The sequence below is a fragment of the Allopontixanthobacter confluentis genome, assembly GCF_009827615.1.
GTDB classification, from domain to species: Bacteria; Pseudomonadota; Alphaproteobacteria; order Sphingomonadales; family Sphingomonadaceae; genus Allopontixanthobacter; species Allopontixanthobacter confluentis.
The window spans coordinates 203,547-222,019 of record NZ_WTYU01000001.1; the positions used below are offsets into that span (position 1 = coordinate 203,547).

15 protein-coding genes are annotated in these 18,473 nt (G+C 53.3%); 11 read left to right on the forward strand and 4 right to left on the reverse strand.

Features of this window, described 5'->3' with window-relative positions; all coding sequences use genetic code 11:
- Window positions 1–170: 170 nt before the first annotated feature.
- Window positions 171–806 carry a tyrosine-type recombinase/integrase gene (locus GRI44_RS13925; protein WP_232842938.1) on the forward strand — a complete coding sequence of 212 codons (636 nt, stop codon included), beginning with the start codon at window positions 171–173 and terminating at the stop codon, window positions 804–806.
- 43 nt (window positions 807–849) lie between these two features.
- Here the strand turns inward: GRI44_RS13925 and GRI44_RS00910 are convergent, their stop codons facing one another.
- The 4 genes from GRI44_RS00910 to GRI44_RS00925 all read right to left on the reverse strand — a co-directional run bounded on the left by GRI44_RS00910 (window position 850) and on the right by GRI44_RS00925 (window position 6,246).
- Window positions 850–1,989 (reverse strand): hypothetical protein, encoded by a 1,140-nt coding sequence (locus tag GRI44_RS00910; RefSeq protein ID WP_160599427.1) that lies wholly within the window; start codon window positions 1,987–1,989, stop codon window positions 850–852.
- Window positions 1,986–4,112, reverse strand: coding sequence for a GumC family protein (locus GRI44_RS00915; protein ID WP_160599428.1), 2,127 nt, complete (start codon window positions 4,110–4,112; stop codon window positions 1,986–1,988). The genes GRI44_RS00910 and GRI44_RS00915 overlap by 4 nt, the downstream gene beginning before the upstream one ends.
- A 47-nt stretch (window positions 4,113–4,159) precedes the next feature.
- Window positions 4,160–4,867 carry a polysaccharide biosynthesis/export family protein gene (locus GRI44_RS00920; RefSeq protein ID WP_160599429.1) on the reverse strand — a complete coding sequence of 236 codons (708 nt, stop codon included), beginning with the start codon at window positions 4,865–4,867 and terminating at the stop codon, window positions 4,160–4,162.
- Window positions 4,868–4,935: 68 nt separating this feature from the next.
- Window positions 4,936–6,246: an O-antigen ligase family protein gene (locus GRI44_RS00925; protein WP_160599430.1), complete on the reverse strand. Its 1,311-nt coding sequence runs from the start codon at window positions 6,244–6,246 to the stop codon at window positions 4,936–4,938.
- Window positions 6,247–7,038: 792 nt separating this feature from the next.
- On the opposite strand from GRI44_RS00925, the gene GRI44_RS00930 reads away from it, so the two are divergent.
- The 10 genes from GRI44_RS00930 (at window position 7,039) to GRI44_RS00975 (ending at window position 18,438) form a co-directional block, all read left to right on the forward strand.
- The gene (locus tag GRI44_RS00930) at window positions 7,039–8,349 is read left to right on the forward strand and encodes a sugar transferase (RefSeq protein WP_160599431.1); all 1,311 of its coding nucleotides are present in this window, start codon (window positions 7,039–7,041) and stop codon (window positions 8,347–8,349) included.
- A 150-nt stretch (window positions 8,350–8,499) separates the two neighbouring features.
- Window positions 8,500–9,021, forward strand: a complete 522-nt coding sequence (nusG, locus tag GRI44_RS00935; protein ID WP_160599432.1) for a transcription termination/antitermination protein NusG — start codon at window positions 8,500–8,502, stop codon at window positions 9,019–9,021.
- 442 nt (window positions 9,022–9,463) lie between these two features.
- Entirely contained in the window at window positions 9,464–10,666 is a 1,203-nt protein-coding gene (locus GRI44_RS00940; RefSeq protein ID WP_232842939.1) for a glycosyltransferase family 4 protein, read from the forward strand.
- Complete coding sequence (locus GRI44_RS00945; protein WP_160599433.1) at window positions 10,663–11,676, forward strand: NAD-dependent epimerase/dehydratase family protein; 1,014 nt, start codon at window positions 10,663–10,665, stop codon at window positions 11,674–11,676. Before GRI44_RS00940 ends, GRI44_RS00945 begins: the two co-directional genes overlap by 4 nt.
- A gap of 27 nt (window positions 11,677–11,703) precedes the next feature.
- Window positions 11,704–12,732 carry a GNAT family N-acetyltransferase gene (locus GRI44_RS00950; protein ID WP_160599434.1) on the forward strand — a complete coding sequence of 343 codons (1,029 nt, stop codon included), beginning with the start codon at window positions 11,704–11,706 and terminating at the stop codon, window positions 12,730–12,732.
- Window positions 12,733–12,735: 3 nt separating this feature from the next.
- Window positions 12,736–13,674, forward strand: coding sequence for a polysaccharide deacetylase family protein (locus GRI44_RS00955; protein ID WP_160599435.1), 939 nt, complete (start codon window positions 12,736–12,738; stop codon window positions 13,672–13,674).
- Between the two features lie 248 nt (window positions 13,675–13,922).
- Window positions 13,923–15,194, forward strand: a complete 1,272-nt coding sequence (tviB, locus tag GRI44_RS00960) for a Vi polysaccharide biosynthesis UDP-N-acetylglucosamine C-6 dehydrogenase TviB (protein ID WP_160599436.1) — start codon at window positions 13,923–13,925, stop codon at window positions 15,192–15,194.
- A 48-nt stretch (window positions 15,195–15,242) separates the two neighbouring features.
- On the forward strand, window positions 15,243–16,505 hold the full coding sequence (locus GRI44_RS00965; RefSeq protein WP_232843021.1) for a lipopolysaccharide biosynthesis protein: 1,263 nt from the start codon (window positions 15,243–15,245) through the stop codon (window positions 16,503–16,505).
- The gene (locus GRI44_RS00970; RefSeq protein WP_160599438.1) at window positions 16,502–17,602 is read left to right on the forward strand and encodes a polysaccharide pyruvyl transferase family protein; all 1,101 of its coding nucleotides are present in this window, start codon (window positions 16,502–16,504) and stop codon (window positions 17,600–17,602) included. The genes GRI44_RS00965 and GRI44_RS00970 overlap by 4 nt, the downstream gene beginning before the upstream one ends.
- Window positions 17,599–18,438 carry a glycosyltransferase family 2 protein gene (locus GRI44_RS00975; protein WP_160599439.1) on the forward strand — a complete coding sequence of 280 codons (840 nt, stop codon included), beginning with the start codon at window positions 17,599–17,601 and terminating at the stop codon, window positions 18,436–18,438. The genes GRI44_RS00970 and GRI44_RS00975 overlap by 4 nt, the downstream gene beginning before the upstream one ends.
- Window positions 18,439–18,473 lie beyond the last annotated feature (35 nt).

Here is an 18,473-nt window from a genome sequence, read left to right on the forward strand (position 1 = left end):
ACCTAACCGTCTATTCAGATCCGATAGCGAAGATGAAGTTGGACAAGCTCCGGCGTAATCATCTCGTTAGCTGGCGCCGGCGATTGGAAGATACCCCTGCTTTGCTCACTCGGAACAAAAGGGGCGAAAAGAGAACCAAGCCTCGAGCTCCCTCAACGGTGAACCGCGATATGGTTCCACTCCGCGCGGCGCTTGCCCAATTGCTTTCTCCTGGCAAGCCAAACACAGAAGCCGCGTGGCAAGAAGCACTCAAGCCGCTTAAGGGAGCCGATAAGCGGCGCACGCTTTATCTCGATCGTGAGGAACGAAGGCGTTTGCTCGCCGCCTGTGATGATGAAGCAAAGCCGTTTGTTCACGCGCTTTGCCTCCTGCCTTTGCGGCCGGGGGCAGTAGCGGGGCTGACGGTAAAAGACTTTGAAACAAGGACGCGGTCATTGACTATCGGTAAAGACAAAAACGGCCGCCCACGCCATATAGGACTGCCTCCAGCGGCCGCTGAGTTCCTAGCTGCGCAAGCCAAGGGCAAATCACCTGATGATCCAATATTCAACCGGCTCAATGAAGGCCCGTGGAACAAAGATTCCTGGAAGATAACTGTAAAGCGAGCAGTGCTTGCAGCCGACCTACCAACGACCGCAACCGCATACACTCTCCGGCATTCTGTAATTACCGATTTGATTAGGGCGGGGCTGCCTATCCTTACAGTGGCTCAGCTTTCTGGAACGAGTGTGGTGATGATCGAGAACCATTACGGGCATCTGGTGGGGGATGATTCAGAAAGAGCGTTGGCCACGCTAGCCCTTTAGATATAACCCGCAAACTACGCGGCAGAGCGTACAACGAGAGTTTTCAGTTTTTACTGAAGCCAAATCCTAAAATCGTCGCCTTCAAAGGTAATGTGCTTTCCCACGCCGACCCCTTCAATTCTAGCCAAGCAAATTGGCATGCTCGGCTGGAAACACGCCATGAGACTTCCTGCCCAAGCAACTGACGCTCCCATTGAGTTTCTTGCACTCCAGCGCTCGCGCAACGCAATTCAGCCGACAAATTTCCTGACCCTTGTGTTTTCTCTAAGCGTCCATCCAGCTTATATATCCCAGGCGATAGCATGACCAATTTTCGGGCTAAGTCCCCTGAGCTGCCTTGGTCGACAAATACATCAAGCTGTCCTGATGGAGCGAGCCGGGCGTTCGCATCTCGGCCTTTGGCAAAATCCCAATCCAATGGCGGGAATTGACCAGCATCGACATGGCCTTTCGTTTGCGACGAAGTATGGCGAACCTTTCGATACACTTCAAATGCCTCGGAGAAGCGCTCCTTAGTAACCAGCACGCGAATAAGGTTTGTATCACTCTGCACATCGACGGCTGGAGCCAGCTCGCCTCGCAACTGCATGAAGTTAGCAAGCGCTGGGTCGCTGTCTGGGACATTTCGCCAAAAGGACGTCGCCCAAGGTGGATTACTTCGAAGTGCTTGCGCAAGTGGCAACATCGAGGATGGGTAATTGAGGCTTGTTGTGAATGCCTTGACAATTTCAGCTGCAATTTCAGGTTCTAGCCGCGACATCCGGTCAATGAGTGGGAAAATTCCAGGAAGATCGTCACGTTGAAGGGCATCCTGTAGCAGTACCATGCCTGCGAGCCGGTTACGCTGATCTATGGCCTGTGATGCTTCCAGGACTTTAATGCGGTTCTTTTCGGATTTCAGGCTGAGTAAGAAATGCGCATTGCTGGCAAAAGGTTCGAGCGCATATGCTTTTTGCGCTACCGCAAGCGCTGCTACATCCGGCTGTATCTTCAGCTGTCCCGCAACCACTTTAGGGTGAGCTTGGGAAAGAGCGATGTCGGCCATACGAAAACCATTCCATGCTTCCGCCCATCCAGGTGCCAAGCCACCTGCATTCACTTGCGCCTGAAGGGCAACGATCGGTGCAATTGCAAAAGCGGTGGCTGCCAAGAGGCCGCGCACGATTACGCTAGTTACTGTCACGCAGTTTCGTCTGCAGAATTCTTCTCGCCATAGGAATGACCGTAGCCGTAGCCATAGCCGTAGCCGTAAGACTCGTTCCGCTTGTCAAGTTTGGTCACTACAGCGCCAAAGACCTTGCCGCCGCCAGCTTCCAAGCGGTCGAGGGCTTGGGAAATCATCCTCATTTTGCCCCGATTGGCTTCGATTACCATAACGACGCCGTCCACACCCGAGGCAATAAGCGGTGCGTCCGCTAAACCAAGCACAGGAGGCCCATCAATTATAACGTGATCATAGGCATCACCGAGCTTCTCCAGGAATGCGGCAAAACGGTCCCCGGACAGGAGCTCGGCTGCATTTGGCGGCTGTCGACCAGCTGGAATGACATCAAACTTGAAGGGCGCTGCAACCTGTACCATTGACTGCCAGTCTTCCTCGCCTCTGAGCACATTGCTGAGCCCCTTGCCGCCAGTGACTTCCATATATTTGGATAAGCCAGATTTGCGCATATCTCCATCGAGGAGCAAAACGCGTTTCCCCCGCTCGTGGAGGATTTTCGTCAAAGCAACGCTGGAAAGGCTCTTGCCTTCGGCAGGCCGGGAGCTTCCCAGCATGATATATTTTGGCACGCCATCCTCGGAGAGAAATCCGAGGTTAGTAAACAGATTGAAATAGGCCTCGTAGAGCTCTGAATGGCGGCTATCGAGAGCGTCGTTGACGGTTCCATCGCTGACAAGAGGGATGCTACCAAGTAGAGGAACGCCCAGAAGTTCAGGGACTTCTGCAGGATCGCGCACACTCTGGTCGAGTTTTTCTCGGAGCAGGATAATCCCGCCTGCAGCTGCCACACCGAGCAGTAGCGACAGCAAGAGATTGCGCGGCAAGTTGGGCTCGCTCGGCACGTCTGGCACTTCGGCTGTGTCAACTACCGCGATGTTATTCTCGCCGACGCCCGCGACACCGATTTCACGATAGCGTTGCAGAAGCGCATTGTAGAGCGACTGAGTGGTATCCACTTCACGCTGAAGGATATTATATTGAACGCTGTCTCGACGCTGACCGACAAATTCGGTTCGCAGTTCGTTGACCCTGTTGCGCAGGCCCTGCTCGGTCTCAGCCGCTTGTCGATAGCGTGCGCGGACGGCACTACCAGATCGGCCTTCGGCTCTTGCGATTTCTCGCTCGAGTTGCCCTATCTGATTGGTAAGCGCTTTAACCGTAGGATATTCCTCTCCCGCAGTCGCCCGCAGGCGCGCACGCTCTGCTGAAAGCTCTGCCCTGCGCTCGCGCAACGGCCTAATTGTCGCTTCATCTTCTGCCGAAAGTGCAGTGCTGGCAGCCCCGAGCGCGCTTTGGGCAGCAATTCTCTCAGCAGTTGCTTGCGCGAGCGACGAGTTCAATGCCTGAAGATCGCTGGCAACGAGTGTCTGGGCCGCAGTGGTGTTACTGCTACCTTCCTCAGGCACTTGGATTGTGAACAGATTACGATCCGCTGCATAGGTTATGAGCTCACGCTCCGAATCTTCGAGCTTTTGGCGCAATTGTTCAAGGCGCCCTTCAAGAAATTGCCGTGCTTCTGTCGTCGCGCCAAACCGGCGGCTCAGATTGCTGGCAACATATTCCGTAGCCCAGGCATTTGCCAGGCGAGCGGCAAGCGCGCGATCAGTACTCTTAAATTTGACATCCACTAAGTTGGACATTCCAACAGGCACGATAGTGACGTTCGCAAGCAGCACAGATGCTAGAACCTTGTCTGGATTGGCTGGCAAGACGTCTATCTTATAGGCCTCGAGAAAGGCATCGTCTGATGCCAGATTCTGTTCGCGAACGACCTGCTCGGCAAGCGAGCGGGCCTTTAAAAGTTCATATTGAGTGTCGTAATATTGCGCGTCCAGTACTTGATCCTGCGTCTCAACGCCTTCTACAGCCGTAACGTTATTCTGTACTCGACTAATTTCGATACGAGCAGTTGCCTGATATTTGGGTGTAATAAGCAGCGTAGCGACCAGCCCGATGAGCAGGCTCGATATGACCAGTACCGCGATCAAAATTTTGTTGTTTTTGATCGTCTGCCAAACGCGTTCAGCAACTGGGACGCCTAGTTCACGCGCACCAGCATCTTCATACGCGTAGTCATCAGCCATCTCGTCACGAAAGCCGGTTTTCCTCGAACTTCTCTGCACAGCAACCATTACCTCAACAACCGTTCGAGTAGAATTATGGGGGTGGTAAGGAGCGGCGAAAGGGCCGTTAGCATCTGAATTCGCTTGAGGGTCGGTGAGTTGCCGACCTGGACAATATCGCCTGCAAAAACGACCGGGTCAGCGTAGTTACCGCGCTGGATGGCTCCAAGATTATAGACGCCGATATATCGCTCGCCTTCAGCTTTGCGAAAAATCAGGACATCATCCAATTGTGCCGTGTCGGTTGCGCCGCCGCCAGTTGCAACAACTTCAAGCAGGGTCATGGAACCAGTGACAGGATAGCGACCAGGCCGGCTTACCTCTCCACCGATCGTGATAACGCGGCCCGGCTGCTCCATCAAATCCACTGTAACTTCAGGATTCACTACAAAACGTCCATCAAGCCGCTGCGCTATTTCGCGACTGATGGCGATAGGCGTTCTGCCATCTGCCTGAATCAAACCGATGAGCGGAAACTGGAAAGCGCCGGTAGCATCAACTTTCAGTTCGCGGCTCAAATCGGCGAAGCCCAAAACGCTCACGCGCAAAGTGTCCTGAGACCTCACTATCGCGCCGCCATCCCCTTCAGGCGATGGCAAGGCATCCAGGTCGACCAACTGAATGCCTGGCGCTGTAGCGATAGGTTTTGGCGATGACGCGCAAGCAGCCAAGGAGATGCCAGCGATGGCAAGTATCGCAATTCTGAAGATTTGCATGAAGTAAGCCTGTCTGGATGGTAACGCCGCAAATGGCCTAAACCTTGCCGCAATTCTAATTCTATCGATTAATCCGAGGGTTCCACCAATTCGCTCCTTAGAGTAGGTCGAGCGAAAATTGCAAGACCAATGACTGAAACGGCCATTACCGAAGGCACGTGAAGCGGGTAATCGACTACACTTGCAGCTGCCAATATGATGAGGATACCTAGCCCCAGCCAGCTCTGGTCGATGGGGTTGCCGGGCTGGCTCTTATCTTTTGCGAGCTGAAGAGACCGATAAATCACAAAAGCGATGCCCAAGCCAATGATGACGAAAGCGAATGCGCCACCCTCGATAGGAAACTGCATCCAGTCATTATGCGCTTCATTCACATAGGATGGCGCCAGAAGCTCGGTCGGTTCCCTCATTCTGTATGCATATTCGAAGGTTCCCAGCCCAGATCCAAGCGGCTGAAAATCAGCAGTCAAATCGATCAGAATTGGCGCCATTTTGACGCGTAATTCTCTCAACTCGTCCGTTTCAATAAGCCGCGATAGTGCCGGCACTCTTTCAGCAACGACGAAGACAACGCCGAGCAAGAAGACTGCTGCCATAAGCGCCATCGAAAAAAGGCGCGGGCGCTGCCGTCTCGTTGAAGGGCTGTGCGCCTTAAATCGTTTGATGAGCAAGGCTAGGATAGCAAAGCTGATAGCTAATATGAGGGTGATTAATCCAGCTCGCGAAGCAGTAACAATCACTCCAAGCGCCATCAGAAGTGCAGCGCCGCCAAAATAAAGCGAATTCGGGTTTCTATCAGACGCCGGAGTGCGTTGAACAAGGTAGAGACTGATCATCACACAGCACGCCAAGAATACTCCCTGGTGATTTCGATTTGCGAAGAGCCCAACCGCGCTTCCCGAATTGGTAATGCGATACAGAAAAACACCGCTCTGTGGATCAGCAAATAGCTGAATTATCCCAAGCAAAGCGGAGACGCCACCTATCGCAACAAAAACCAACAGAACTCGGTCGGTTTTTCGAGCAATCGCAAACCAGAGAAGTGCGGCGAGGGGAGCGGTGAGCGAGGCAACCGCATTCATCGTCAGAACAGGAGACAAACTTACCGGACGCCACGCATCAAGCCCGATTAAGGCATCGATCTGCGCGATAGGCTCGCGGCCGGGCAAGCCAGTCCACAAGGCAGGCGGAATAGGAACCAGTTGGAATAATCCCAGAAGAACAAGGCTTAGCAGCAAGAAAAGAGGAATCTTCACCTGCGAAAGGTCACTTTTTGAAAGCAGAAGGATGGCGACGCCAATTGCGCACGCAGATAGAAATCTCAGGAAGGGCAGGCTTGCTATATCGCCTCGTGATCCCCCGCCCATCAGAAATGTCATTACCAGGATCACTGCCAAAATAGATGGAGCATGCCGCCTGCATCGCTGCGCAAAGGTATCAAAATAGGTAATAGTGAATTTTCCTATTGGTTACGACATGGCTCCGCGCATGCGCTGGATCACTCAATCGCAAAAATAATGAAAGCAAGCTTGGGACTGAAGATTGATCTAACAGAAAATCTCTATGCTTCAAATAGCTTACGCAGCCAAGAACGCTTTTGTGTTGGCAGGCTTTGGCCCGATACCTTGAATAGGTAATACCCAAGTTGCACGACCTGATTTTTGTCCAAAACAAATACTGACTGATCGACATCTTCAGGGACATGCGGAGGCGGTTTTCTGACCGATTCCATGCGCAGGATGATCCGATCATGCAAATCGTCAGCCTTTCAACCTACTAGGGCCCCGTACTGACCATCTGGCGCAGATTTAATAATCACCGCTCGAGCTAAGTGCGGATTTACTTCTTGCTTTTCCATTGAACCGTTCATGTCGTCCCCTGCAGAATTTCATTGCCGCATCTCCATGCGATTTGACGCCAAAATGCGAAGCGCACAAATGCGAGGCAGCCAAATTTTAAATTTTAGGCGTTTCAAAGCCAAAGTCATCTTTGAACTAGATAGGCCAGCCAGACGCCCTAAGAGGCACACGCCTGCGAAAATTTTTTCCTTGCTTATTAAATTCTTATTTGCTTAGGGCGCTGATGATTATTTCAGGCCTTGCCTAGGGATTTTCTGTCGAACTTTATAAAAGCGGGTCGCACCCTTTTAAACCTTTACCTTCGAGGCACCAGTGTTTCTGGCATCCGTTCCGCACGTCACAATTGGACGCAGTGTATTCCATACGCTGCGGTTTGAGCTTGTCTTCGTAATGCTCTGCGGCGTCATTTTGCCCGCCAGTTTGGCTGTCGGCGTCGGGCCAGTGAGATTGATTCCGCTACTGGGCCTCGATCAAAATGCTACCGAAAGCGTCACTACATACAACTCTTTTATTTGCGCGGCTCTTAGCGCGCTTGGAACAGCTGTCGTTCTGAGGCGTTTTCGGCTGTATCCAGGCACAGCTGTGGCTGGGTCGATTTTTCCGGTGTTAGCATCTTTTTATGGGGCTGCGTTGGCAATAATTCTTTTCCTTCGAGCTGAATATTCCAACCAGATCCTACTCTTTTGCTTTTTCGCAACACTCGCTGCGCGATATGCAATCGAGACATTGCACATCCGGGTAAGCGGTCTGTTTTACTGGATAGTTCCGGGCGGTAAGGTCGATGTCATTCGCCAGCTTGAACGCACCCCGACTGCAACTTTGAGTTCCACTTCTGTCGAAGATATCCCGGCAGGTGCCATTATTGCCGACTTACATGCCGATCTCGCCCCTGAATGGGAGCGCTTCATAGCGGAAGCTGCAATTTCTGGTCGGGGGATTTACCACTACAAGCAGGCTTGGGAAGCGGAGACCGGAAAGGTCCAGATAAATCATCTCTCGGAAAATGGCTTTGGCTCGCTGGTACCAAGCATCGCCTACCAGAAGATCAAGCGCCTGGTGGATTTGTGCTTTTGCGTGCTGGCATTCCCAATTGCCTTGCCGCTCTTGGCCATTTGCGCTGCGGCTATCAAGGTCGACGGCGGTGGCTCTGTCTTGTTTTTCCAACGACGGATGGGTTTTCGTGGCCAACCGTTCAAAGTTGTAAAGTTTCGCACAATGACCGAAACGCACAATGACGGCGATCGGCAGGAGTCGATCACTCAAAATGATGATGCACGTATTACTAGGGTTGGCAAATTTTTGCGAAAATCGCGTCTCGACGAATTGCCGCAGATCTATAATATACTGCTCGGCCAAATGAGTTGGATCGGCCCGCGTCCCGAAGCTGTGAGCCTTTCATCCTGGTATGAGGCGGAGATCCCCTTCTATCGCTACCGGCATATCGTCCGGCCAGGCATCACGGGATGGGCTCAGGTCAATCAGGGGCACGTCGCCTCTTTGGACGAAGTCACTGAAAAGCTTCAGTTTGATTTTTACTACATCAAGAATTTGTCGTACTGGCTGGACATCGTGATTGCGCTAAGAACGCTGCGCGTTGTCCTGTCCGGATTTGGCGCGAAGTAAGCAAATGGCGTTTACCCACGATCCGTCCATGCCCTTTGCACGTCTTTTGCTGGAGCCCTTCAGGTCGCACTGGAAAAACCATGCATCAATAAGGCGTGCCGCCAAAAATGGCGCCGCCGGACCTCTTTTGCCTGCAATTTGGTGCCGGCCATGAGCATAAAACAGCCGTCTCAGTCACTCACTCAGTGGTTTGCAGCGCAGGTCAAGCCGCGCCAGGAAGAGCTCGCGCTTATGCATTTGCAGCGCCAGGACTATTCGGTGCTGTGCCCGCGAGTGAAACGCTTCAGGCGCTTGAGGGGGCGTACTCTGACCGTGAAAGAGCCGCTTTTTCCAGGTTATGTCTTTGTCGGCATCGATCCTGCGATTCAGGGTTGGCACTCAATCAACGGTACCATCGGTGTGATCCGCTTAGTCACATTTGGCCACCAGCCCGCAGCGCTGCCTGAGGGTTTCATCGAGCAGCTCACGGCGCAAGCTAGCACCGACGAGCGTATTAGGGTCAATGATGGTTTGAAGGAAGGTGCCAACGTCCGGATCATTGGCGGACCCTTTGATGATCTTTGCGGCACCTTGACCGGCATTTCTGCCAATGACCGCGTAACTGTCCTTCTGCGCCTGCTCTCCGGCGAAACCAAGGTATCAATGTCCAGGGCATCGCTTCTTGCCGCGTGACCCAGCGTGAGCGCAGACGATCACGTTTGCGCCGGCAAGCGTTTGACTAGTTGAAACTATTACCCTAGTTGGCCGCCAGTTTCAGAGCGGCCAATTGGCGGTTTTGCTATTGGGTCTAATGGTCTTTCAAACTAACTGCGCGCGAACTTGGGTTTCGCACGTAGTGCGGTAGCTATCTGGCACAAATTTGTCGCCTTATCCGCATTACCCCGCGCCAATCGGGCTGGCTGCCAAGGATCGTAAGTGGAGGGCAGGGGCAAGAACCACTGACACCTTGATTTAGAGCATTTTAGTTTTGGCTTTTTAATAGCGGATATAAAGGCGACATCGCCGCATGAATCGTGGTTCATCGTATCGCGCTACCACTTCGCTACTTGAGCGACAGTCGCCGTTATCGCGCAAGGACGTCTACGCACACTTCGCTTGCAAGTCTGATCTTCCAATGAACATGACCACACACCTTGAGCGTCAGGCCGTGCAGGCCGGTGGGACCGCCGAGAGCACGCATATTCTCGTCACCGTCAACCAGGCGTGGAATATCTGGAACTTTCGCCGCGCAGTGATCCAGGCGCTGCTGGAAGACGGCCACCGCGTGACCGTCCTCGCGCCGCCCGATGCGACCGTTCCTAACCTTGAACGCATGGGCTGCGCCTTCATTCCGCTGGCGATGGACAGCAAGGGGCTCAACCCCTTGCGCGATCTCGCCCTGCTGCGCCGCATGCGCGCTATGTTTTCGGCTCACCGGCCCGACGTCATTTTGAGCTACACCATCAAGAACAACATCTATGGCGCGCTTGCAGCGCGGTCGTTGCGGATCCCCTTCCTGCCCAATGTGAGCGGGCTGGGCACGGCCTTCCTGTCGCAAGGATTGCTGCGGCGGGTGGCCGAAGGTCTCTACCGCGCCGCCTTTGCCTCGGTTCCGGCGGTGTTCTTCCAGAACGGCGAGGACCGCGCGCTGTTCATCGAGCGGCGCCTGGTGCGCGAAGACCAGGCGCGGCTGCTGCCAGGCTCGGGCATCGATCTGGAGCGCTTCGCTCCGGCCGATTACCCGCTCGCTGACGCGCCGCCGGTGTTCCTGCTGATTGCCCGCCTGCTGCGTGACAAGGGCGTCCATGAATTCGTCGAGGCGGCGGGCCTGGTGAAGCAAATACATCCCGGGGCCCGTTTTCAGCTGCTCGGCGCAGTCGACGCGCAGAACCGGACCGCGATCGACCGCGTAACCGTGACAGCCTGGGAGCAGTCAGGGGCGGTTGAATATCTCGGCACCTGCGATGACGTGCGCGAGCACATCGCGCCCGCGAATTGCGTTGTTCTGCCGTCCTACCGCGAAGGCGCGCCCCGGACGCTGATCGAGGCGGCCGCCATGGCTCGCCCGCTGATTGCCACCGATGTCCCCGGCTGCCGCTCGGTGGTCGAGGACGGGGTGAACGGTTTCCTGTGCGAGGTGCGCAGCGGCAAGAGCCTGGCGCAGGCATGCCTGCGCTTCCTGGCCCTGCCGCGCGAACAGCAGGCGGCGCTGGGCCGGGCGGGCCGCACCAAGATGGAGCGTGAATTTGGCGAAGCGCGGGTCATTGCCGCCTACCGCCAGCCGATCGCCGAAAGTCTCGGCCGTACTCGGTCACAACTCAAAGGAGCATTCGCGTGAAGCGCGTTCTTGTTACCGGCAGCGCCGGCTTTATCGGTTTTCATTTGTCGCAATTGCTGCTCGACGAGGGCTTCGAGGTGCACGGCTTTGACGGCATTACGGATTATTACGACATCAATCTCAAACGCCGCCGCCACCAGATGCTGCTTCAGAATGCTCGCTTCTCAGCTACCGAGGGCATGCTCGAGGATGAAGAAGCATTCTGGAACATGGCCGAGGCCTTCCAGCCGGAGATCATCGTCCACCTCGCCGCTCAGGCGGGGGTGCGCTACAGCCTCGAAAACCCGCGGGCCTATGTCGACAGCAACCTGATCGGCACGTTCAACGTGATGGAGGCCGCGCGCAAGCTCAAGGTCGAGCATCTGCTGATGGCTTCGACTTCCTCGGTCTACGGCGCTAACGAGGACATGCCCTTCAGCGAGACCGAGAAAGCCGACACCCAGCTGACCTTTTACGCAGCGACCAAGAAGGCCAACGAGAGCATGGGCCATTCCTATGCGCATTTGTGGGACCTGCCGGTCACCATGTTCCGCTTCTTCACCGTCTATGGGCCCTTTGGCCGGCCCGATCTGGCCTTGTACAAATTCGTCGACGCGATGCTCGCTGGCCGCCCGATCGACATCTACAACCACGGCGACATGTACCGCGACTTCACCTATGTCGCCGATCTGGTCCGCGCAATCCGCCTGCTGATCGACGCTGTGCCGGTGCGGCCAGCGAGCGCCAAGGAGATCGAGCCGGGCGACAGCCTCTCTCCCGCGGCGCCTTACCGCATCGTCAATATTGGCAATTCAGAGAAGGTGCGGTTGCTCGATTTCATCGAGGCGATCGAGACCGAGCTGGGGATCGAGGCGAAGCGCAATTACATGCCGATGCAGCTTGGCGATGTTCCCGCGACCTGGGCCGACGCCGACCTGCTCAAACGCCTTACCGGCTACCGGCCAGAGACGGACTACCGTGAGGGCATCGCGAAGTTCGTTGCCTGGTTCCGCGACTATTACGACAAATAGAGCGCACGGATCATCACGGAACATGTCATGGCAATAACCTTTGAAATCGTATCCTTCGGGACTGAGATTAAAGCCGCCTATGCCAATCTCTTTGGCGGCGAAAAATCGCCCGAAATGCTCAAGTGGCGCTTTGAGGACAACCCTCACGGCCGGGGTAAATTCGCGATCGCGCGCGAGGGCGATAATATAATTGGAATGATCGCGCTGATCTCCACCCGTTTCTCATTCGGCGGACGAACTTATACCGGCATCCAGGCAGTTGATACGATCGTTGCCCCCGAAGCGCGCGGCAAGGCGCTGTTTGTGCGAATGGGGAAGGCGATTTACGAGCATGCGGATGAGTTGAATGCGGATTTGCTTTGGGGTTTTCCAAATGCGCAAGCGGCTCGCGGGTGGTTTGGGCGGCTCGGCTGGACGCGGTTTGGGATGGTGCCATTCGTCGTTCGCCCCTTGCGTACGGGGTATGTTCTTCGCCGTGTTGCGCCAATACTTGCTAAAATTGATCTGCCGCTCGCCAAGAGCAAACCGAAAAATGAAGACAGCATTCGTGAAGTAATCCGCTTCGGGGGTGACAGTCTTGAAATGTGCGAGCGCTTCAATGCCGAAACGGCATGTGCGTTAGACTACAGCCCCGAGTTTCTGAATTGGCGGTTTATTGATTGCCCGCAGACAAATTATCGCTCGGTGGGAGAATATGGGCCTGATGGCAAAATGCGGGCGATGGTTTCCGGTATAATTCTCGAAAAGCATAACGCGCGCATCTTCTACTTGATGGAGGCAATGAGCAGCCGCGCACATGCACCCCAGTTGCGCAAGCTCGTGAAGCACGAGCTGTCATTCGCAGTCGGCAAAGGGGCGGAAATCGCATTGGCCTGGAACAGCAGGACTTCCCCGAATGGCAAGGCTCTAAAACACAACGGGTTTCTACCATTGCCGGAGCGCCTTCGCCCGGTTGAGATCCATTTCGGCGCAAAGCCCTTAAGGGAAAATGTGCCAGAAGAATTGTTGAACGGCGATAACTGGAATCTCAGCTACGCCACTTCGGACACGGTTTAGGCAATGACGGCTCGTTTTATTCTTAGTCTCGATTGTGAAGGTAAGTGGGGGGTCGCCGATCACCTGGGTGCGGACCTTCATCGGTCGCTCAACGATGCCGGCCTTCGTCTCGCATACCGCCAAATCATCGAATTGCTTGACGAGTATTCTCTACCCGCGACGTTCGCATTCGTGGGATGCTTTGCAGAGGAGACGCAATCGCTGCATCGGTTAATGCCTGAGCTTGCGCACCTTGGCAGCAAGGCGGCGGATTATCTCGGCCCTGCCATTCACGACATGACTGAAGGGTCGCGTGAGGGTTGGCACGGCGCCTGGGCAGTCGAGCAAGTGGCTCAAGCGCCCACGCTGCATGAAATAGCGTTGCACGGTGTCACTCACGTTCCGTGGACAGATTTAGACAGGAAAGGCGCTTACAGGGAAATGGCGCTTCTGGCGCAGATGGAAACCCCAGTTCGCCATGCGCGGACGTTTATCTATCCTCGCAATAAGATTGCTCACCAAGACGTGCTTGAGGCGTCTGGCATACTTGGTTACCGGTTAAGTCCGCCAGATCGGTCCCGGCTTTCATCGTTGACCTCGGAGTTTGATATATGGTCCAGGCCCGACGCAGACTCCCCAGCGAGTGATGTCATCGTCCCCATCCCGGCCGGGTTCTTCGTCAATTGGCAGTCGGGCCTCCGCAGATTGGTACCCAATAATATCAGTCTGTTGCGGGCACGGCGCCTTCTTGATGCTGCAGAACGAACCGGCGGGGTCGTTCACTATTGGTTGCATCCTGAGAACATCGCTACCGCCCCAGCAACGCTCGGTTTGCTTCGTAGCATACTGGAAGTGGTTGCGGAGCGACGCGATAAAGGTCGCTGTGATGTACTGACTCAACAGAGATACGTCGAACACCACACGGGCCATCAGAGTCTGACCCTAAAGATGGGGCGTAGTTGACCCTGCAACTTCAGGAGGCAGAACGATGTTTCGCGGCGCCTCCCCCTGGCGCCTAATCACTTTTTATTGCTCAGTTTGCGAACTTGCCGGAATTTTTCTGTAATAACTGGAGCAGACTTTAACGTCGGCAGCACGGTGATTTTCATTCGCTCCCTTGGTAATCCTTGTTTCGAAAAGAAATTTGGATCCAGACTTGAATTCCTTTGCCTGGAGCACTCGCCGCGGTAGATTTTTTGAAGGTATAATAATTGAACAAGTCTGACACGATTGCGGTTATAGGGTTGGGATATGTTGGTCTTCCGCTCGCTGTAGAGTTTGGCAAACTGCGACCAGTAGTTGGCTTCGACATCAACGAAGCGCGAGTGGATGCATTGCGCCATGGGCATGACAGGACGCTGGAAGTGCCGGAGGATGAACTGCGCAGCGCCGCTCATCTCTCCTTCACGACCGATCCTGCAGATTTATCGGCGGCAACAATTTACATCGTCACGGTCCCGACGCCGATCGATAATGCCAAGCGACCGGATCTGACTCCGCTTCTCAAGGCCTCCGAAACCCTGGGTAAGGTTCTGAAGCGTGGCGATATCGTGATCTACGAATCCACCGTCTACCCGGGCGCTACCGAAGAAGACTGTGTGCCGGTGCTGGAACGCATCTCGGGATTGACCTTCAACCAGGATTTCTTCGCCGGTTACTCTCCGGAACGAATCAACCCCGGCGACAAGACCCACCGTCTTCCCGATATCCGAAAGGTCACTTCCGGCTCGACCCCGGAAGTTGCCGAGAGGGTTGATCAGCTTTACGCCAGCATCATCACCGCCGGCACCTACAAGGCAGAAAGCATCCGGGTGGCGGAGGCGGCCAAGGTGATCGAAAACACCCAGCGCGATCTGAATATTGCGCTCATCAACGAATTGGCGATCATCTTCAACAAGATGGGCATTGACACCGACGCGGTCCTCAAGGCGGCCGGCACCAAATGGAACTTCCTACCCTTCCGCCCTGGCTTGGTCGGCGGCCACTGCATTGGTGTCGATCCTTACTATCTCACCTACAAGGCCGAAGCGATCGGCTATCATCCGCAGGTGATCCTTGCGGGCCGGCGGATCAACGATGGTATGAGTGCGTTCGTAGCAAGCCAACTTATTAAAGCTATGCTCAAGAGCCGTATACAAGTGGAAGGCGCGAGGGTTCTGATTCTGGGTCTTGCTTTTAAAGAAAACTGTCCTGATTTACGTAATACGAGAGTTATTGACCTGATAAAGGAAATCAAGGAGTACGGCGTCACTGTAGACGTTCACGATCCTTGGGTGGATGGCCAGGAGGCACAATCAGAGTATGGCTTGCAGCTCACGTCCTCACCCGATGAGGAAGTTTATGATGGAATCATTTTAGCCGTGGCCCACGATCAATATTGTAGTGACAGCATAGAAATTATTAGGGGATATGGCCGTCACCCTCATGTCTTTTTCGATTTAAAAAGCGTTTTTAAAAAAGAAGAAAGCGACATCAGACTTTAAGGAAAGAGGCAATACCGGCTCCGTCTGCAGAGGGTCTAAAAATTGAAATTGAATCGAATACTATCTTTCCTAAAGGGAGAGTTTTTTGTTCTCGTCGCACTGACAATTGTCGGAGGGCTAGCAAATCTCGGGACTCAGGCCGCCCTAGCTTTGTTCTTGACTCCAGAGCAACTCGGGCGGTTGGCAAGCATTCTGAGCATGGCATACATCTTTGTACCAATTGCGTCTTTTGGGATCTATGGTGTGTGGGTGCGTCTCTTTGCAGAGAATGATAGCGCCCTTGCTGATTTTGTTGGGGCCGGACTAAAGTGGTTATTCATTGCAAGTACGCTTTGTTATATCATATTTGCTATAATCGGATTTTTTCGTGAGGCTGCCTCGATATATGCCTTACTTGGATTGACTATAGTGGCCCGAGCTTTGCAGGAGGCCGCAGGGGGAGCGCATCAGGCAGAGCAGAACTATCGTTCATTTGCCCTCTTGCAGTGCTGGCCTTACATCCTGCGGATTTGCGTCGTCTTTTCAATTGGTCCCGCGCTACAGATCTTAGGAATGAGCCCTTTCTTTGCATTCTCCATTGGACAAGGAATATTCGCCGCCATTCTAATTTCCCTGTGCGTTATTGATCTTCGGCGTTTTAATAAGAGGTACAAGAGCCAAAGGATTGGACTCACAAGATTTGGGGACATATTTAGAAGATCTAACCCATTTATACTGAGTTCATTACTTTTTGTCGCCTACACGAACGCAGGAGTTATTATTACCTCACATTTCGCAGGCTTCGCTGATGCCGGACGTTACGCCTTGGCCTCAAGTGTTGCTATGGGCGGCTTCATGCTGTCGAGCGTAATTTATCAGCGCTACCTTCAGCCTCGCATGTTTCGCTGGAGGGTTGAGGATCGATTAAGATTCGTAAATACAGTAAAGAAAGGCACTCTCTTTAATATAATACTTTCCGGATCATTATTAATATTTTTCTTTCTTATTTCTAAATATCTAATTTATATCTTCTCCGATGAATACGCCGAAGCTGCGAATATAATAGCGGCATTTGGTGTGGTCGTGGCACTTCGATGTATCGCGAGCCATTTTTCGGTCGCGCTCGTCCGCCACGAAGACTTGAAATATCGATCCCGATTTCAACTCTATGGTTTTGCGTTTGTGATACCGGCTATGATCTTGGGGGCAGCTTCTATCGGCGCGCTCGGCGTAGTCTACGCTTCAATATTTTACGAGGGCTTCATGCTAATTTCGTACTCTATAAGGGCTTGGGCTCTTGTTTCAGTTATGGCTGAAGGCAGGGATACATGAAAGTTGGCTTTACCGGATACTACGGTATGTCAAACTTCGGCGACGATTTGTTCGGCCATGTCTGTTTGCAAGAAGTACATAGGTGGAGAGGGGTTGACTGCGCGAAGCTTATAGCCCCGCCTTTTGCTCCGGATGTTGCTGCCTTTATTCCTTCAAGGTTTGGTTTCATTTATTCCTCAGGGGGAATCCTGGGACAGTCCTTACGTCTTAGCGCGCAGGTGGCAGCACGGGCGAAATTTGACCTGTTGTTCGATGGAGGCGGCTCGGTCTTCAAAGACATTCGGGGGGTGTCAAAGCTGGCAGACAACTTAGTGGGGTCAGAAAAAGTTGCGCGCGCCGCGATCGGTGTCTCTATAGGTCCTTTTGTGAACGGAGCTGCTGAATGCCGTGTGCGGGAGCACCTAAAGCATTATGAATACATAAGCGTTAGAGATGAGCCCTCGCGACAATGGATGGAGAGTCAGAGCTTTTCGCTTCCTTGGCACAGCGCGGGAGATCTCGTGGGGGCGATGCCAATGCCCAAAGGGATCGGCCGCAGAGGTATCGGGCTAGCTCCAGTGAATTTTCGGGATGCCATCCCTGAAGATGGATCCCCGGTTGCTAATCTGTATAACGAGATTTTGTCTGCTATAATCGAAGCGGCGGGAGAAACAGGGGAACAGATTAAGATTTTTGCCCTTCAGGGAAGAATCGACGATATTTGGACCCACTGGTTTGAAAGTCGGCTCTCGGCAAGAGGCTTAAAGACCGAAGTATATAGTAGGGCTGCTATATCCTCCAGATCCCTCCTCCGAGAACTCGTCCGATGTCGGGCGGTTATTTCTGGACGTTTGCACGGCGCAATTATCGCTTACCTCTCTCAAGTTCCTTTTACATTAATTGAGTACGAAGAAAAGTGCACTGCATTTTTAGCTGACGTTGGCCAAGCAGATTCATTAAGGTTAGGTCGCGGCTTTGAAGATACTCAGCCAATTTTCCAGATTATAAATCGATTGCTCGAAAACCCACCGAGTCCAACCGTCAAAACGGAAGCGTATTCAAAGCGGTCGCAAGAGCATTTTGGTTCCGCCCCTTGGGCCCAAGGACCAGCTATATGACTTCCAATTCAAAGACGCATATTGCCGAGCGTGGCGGGCCAAAGATTGTTCCGGTCAGCGCAGTAATGCCTGTTTGGCGTGGTGGATTGCTGATGGAAGACGCCATTGCAAGTGTCTTTACCCAAACGTTTCGTCCACAAGAATTAATTGTTGTAGACGATGCTAGTGAAGATGATACTGTTTCTCGCATCCGCAAATTGCAGAAGGTGTACTCTCCAGGTTGGCTCAAATTGAAAGAACAGCAGTCAAATATGGGGCCGGCTAGCGCTAGGAACAGGGGGTGGAACTCGGCCAAAGGTGATTTTATTGCATTCATTGACGCTGACGACATCTGGCACCACAGGAAAATCGAATTCCAGTACTCGCGTTTTTTACGCGACCCAAAAATTCAGCTGCATGGAATGGGCTTCGATTATTACTCAACTGTGACGTCACAGAGGGATTATTCTGTGAATTCCTTTGAAACCCGAGCAATTCGACTGCGCGATCAGTTGGTGCGAAATCGCTTCGCGACGTCGGGCGTGATGTTGGATCATCGACTTAAAGAACGGTTCGAGGATGGGCGGTCGTTTTCGGAGGATGCGCTGTTGTGGACCATGATCGTCGCAAATGGGCACAGCGCCGAAGTTTGCGATCTGCCAATGGTGTTATATCGCAAAGCTTCTTTCGGCGAAGGCGGTTTGAGCTCAAACATGTTTGAGATGTATCGCGGGCAAATAGAAAATAACGTTTATCTTTATAAAAATGGTGTGATTTCACCGTGGCAGAAGTTGATGCTCGATTTCTGGTCTTTCGTAAAATATATAATCCGAAGGATTCGGGTTTTAATGCGTTAGATTCGGGGCTTTTAATTATAAATTTATTTGGGTTG

Coding starts and splice junctions, on each gene's coding strand:
- GRI44_RS13925 (WP_232842938.1), top strand. CDS start 171: ATGGTTCCACTCCGCGCGGCGCTTGCCCAATTGCTTTCTCCTGGCAAG.
- GRI44_RS00915 (WP_160599428.1), bottom strand. CDS start 4,112: ATGGCTGATGACTACGCGTATGAAGATGCTGGTGCGCGTGAACTAGGC.
- GRI44_RS00920 (WP_160599429.1), bottom strand. CDS start 4,867: ATGCAAATCTTCAGAATTGCGATACTTGCCATCGCTGGCATCTCCTTG.
- GRI44_RS00925 (WP_160599430.1), bottom strand. CDS start 6,246: ATGACATTTCTGATGGGCGGGGGATCACGAGGCGATATAGCAAGCCTG.
- nusG (WP_160599432.1), top strand. CDS start 8,500: ATGAGCATAAAACAGCCGTCTCAGTCACTCACTCAGTGGTTTGCAGCG.
- GRI44_RS00940 (WP_232842939.1), top strand. CDS start 9,464: ATGAACATGACCACACACCTTGAGCGTCAGGCCGTGCAGGCCGGTGGG.
- GRI44_RS00950 (WP_160599434.1), top strand. CDS start 11,704: ATGGCAATAACCTTTGAAATCGTATCCTTCGGGACTGAGATTAAAGCC.
- GRI44_RS00955 (WP_160599435.1), top strand. CDS start 12,736: ATGACGGCTCGTTTTATTCTTAGTCTCGATTGTGAAGGTAAGTGGGGG.
- GRI44_RS00970 (WP_160599438.1), top strand. CDS start 16,502: ATGAAAGTTGGCTTTACCGGATACTACGGTATGTCAAACTTCGGCGAC.
- GRI44_RS00975 (WP_160599439.1), top strand. CDS start 17,599: ATGACTTCCAATTCAAAGACGCATATTGCCGAGCGTGGCGGGCCAAAG.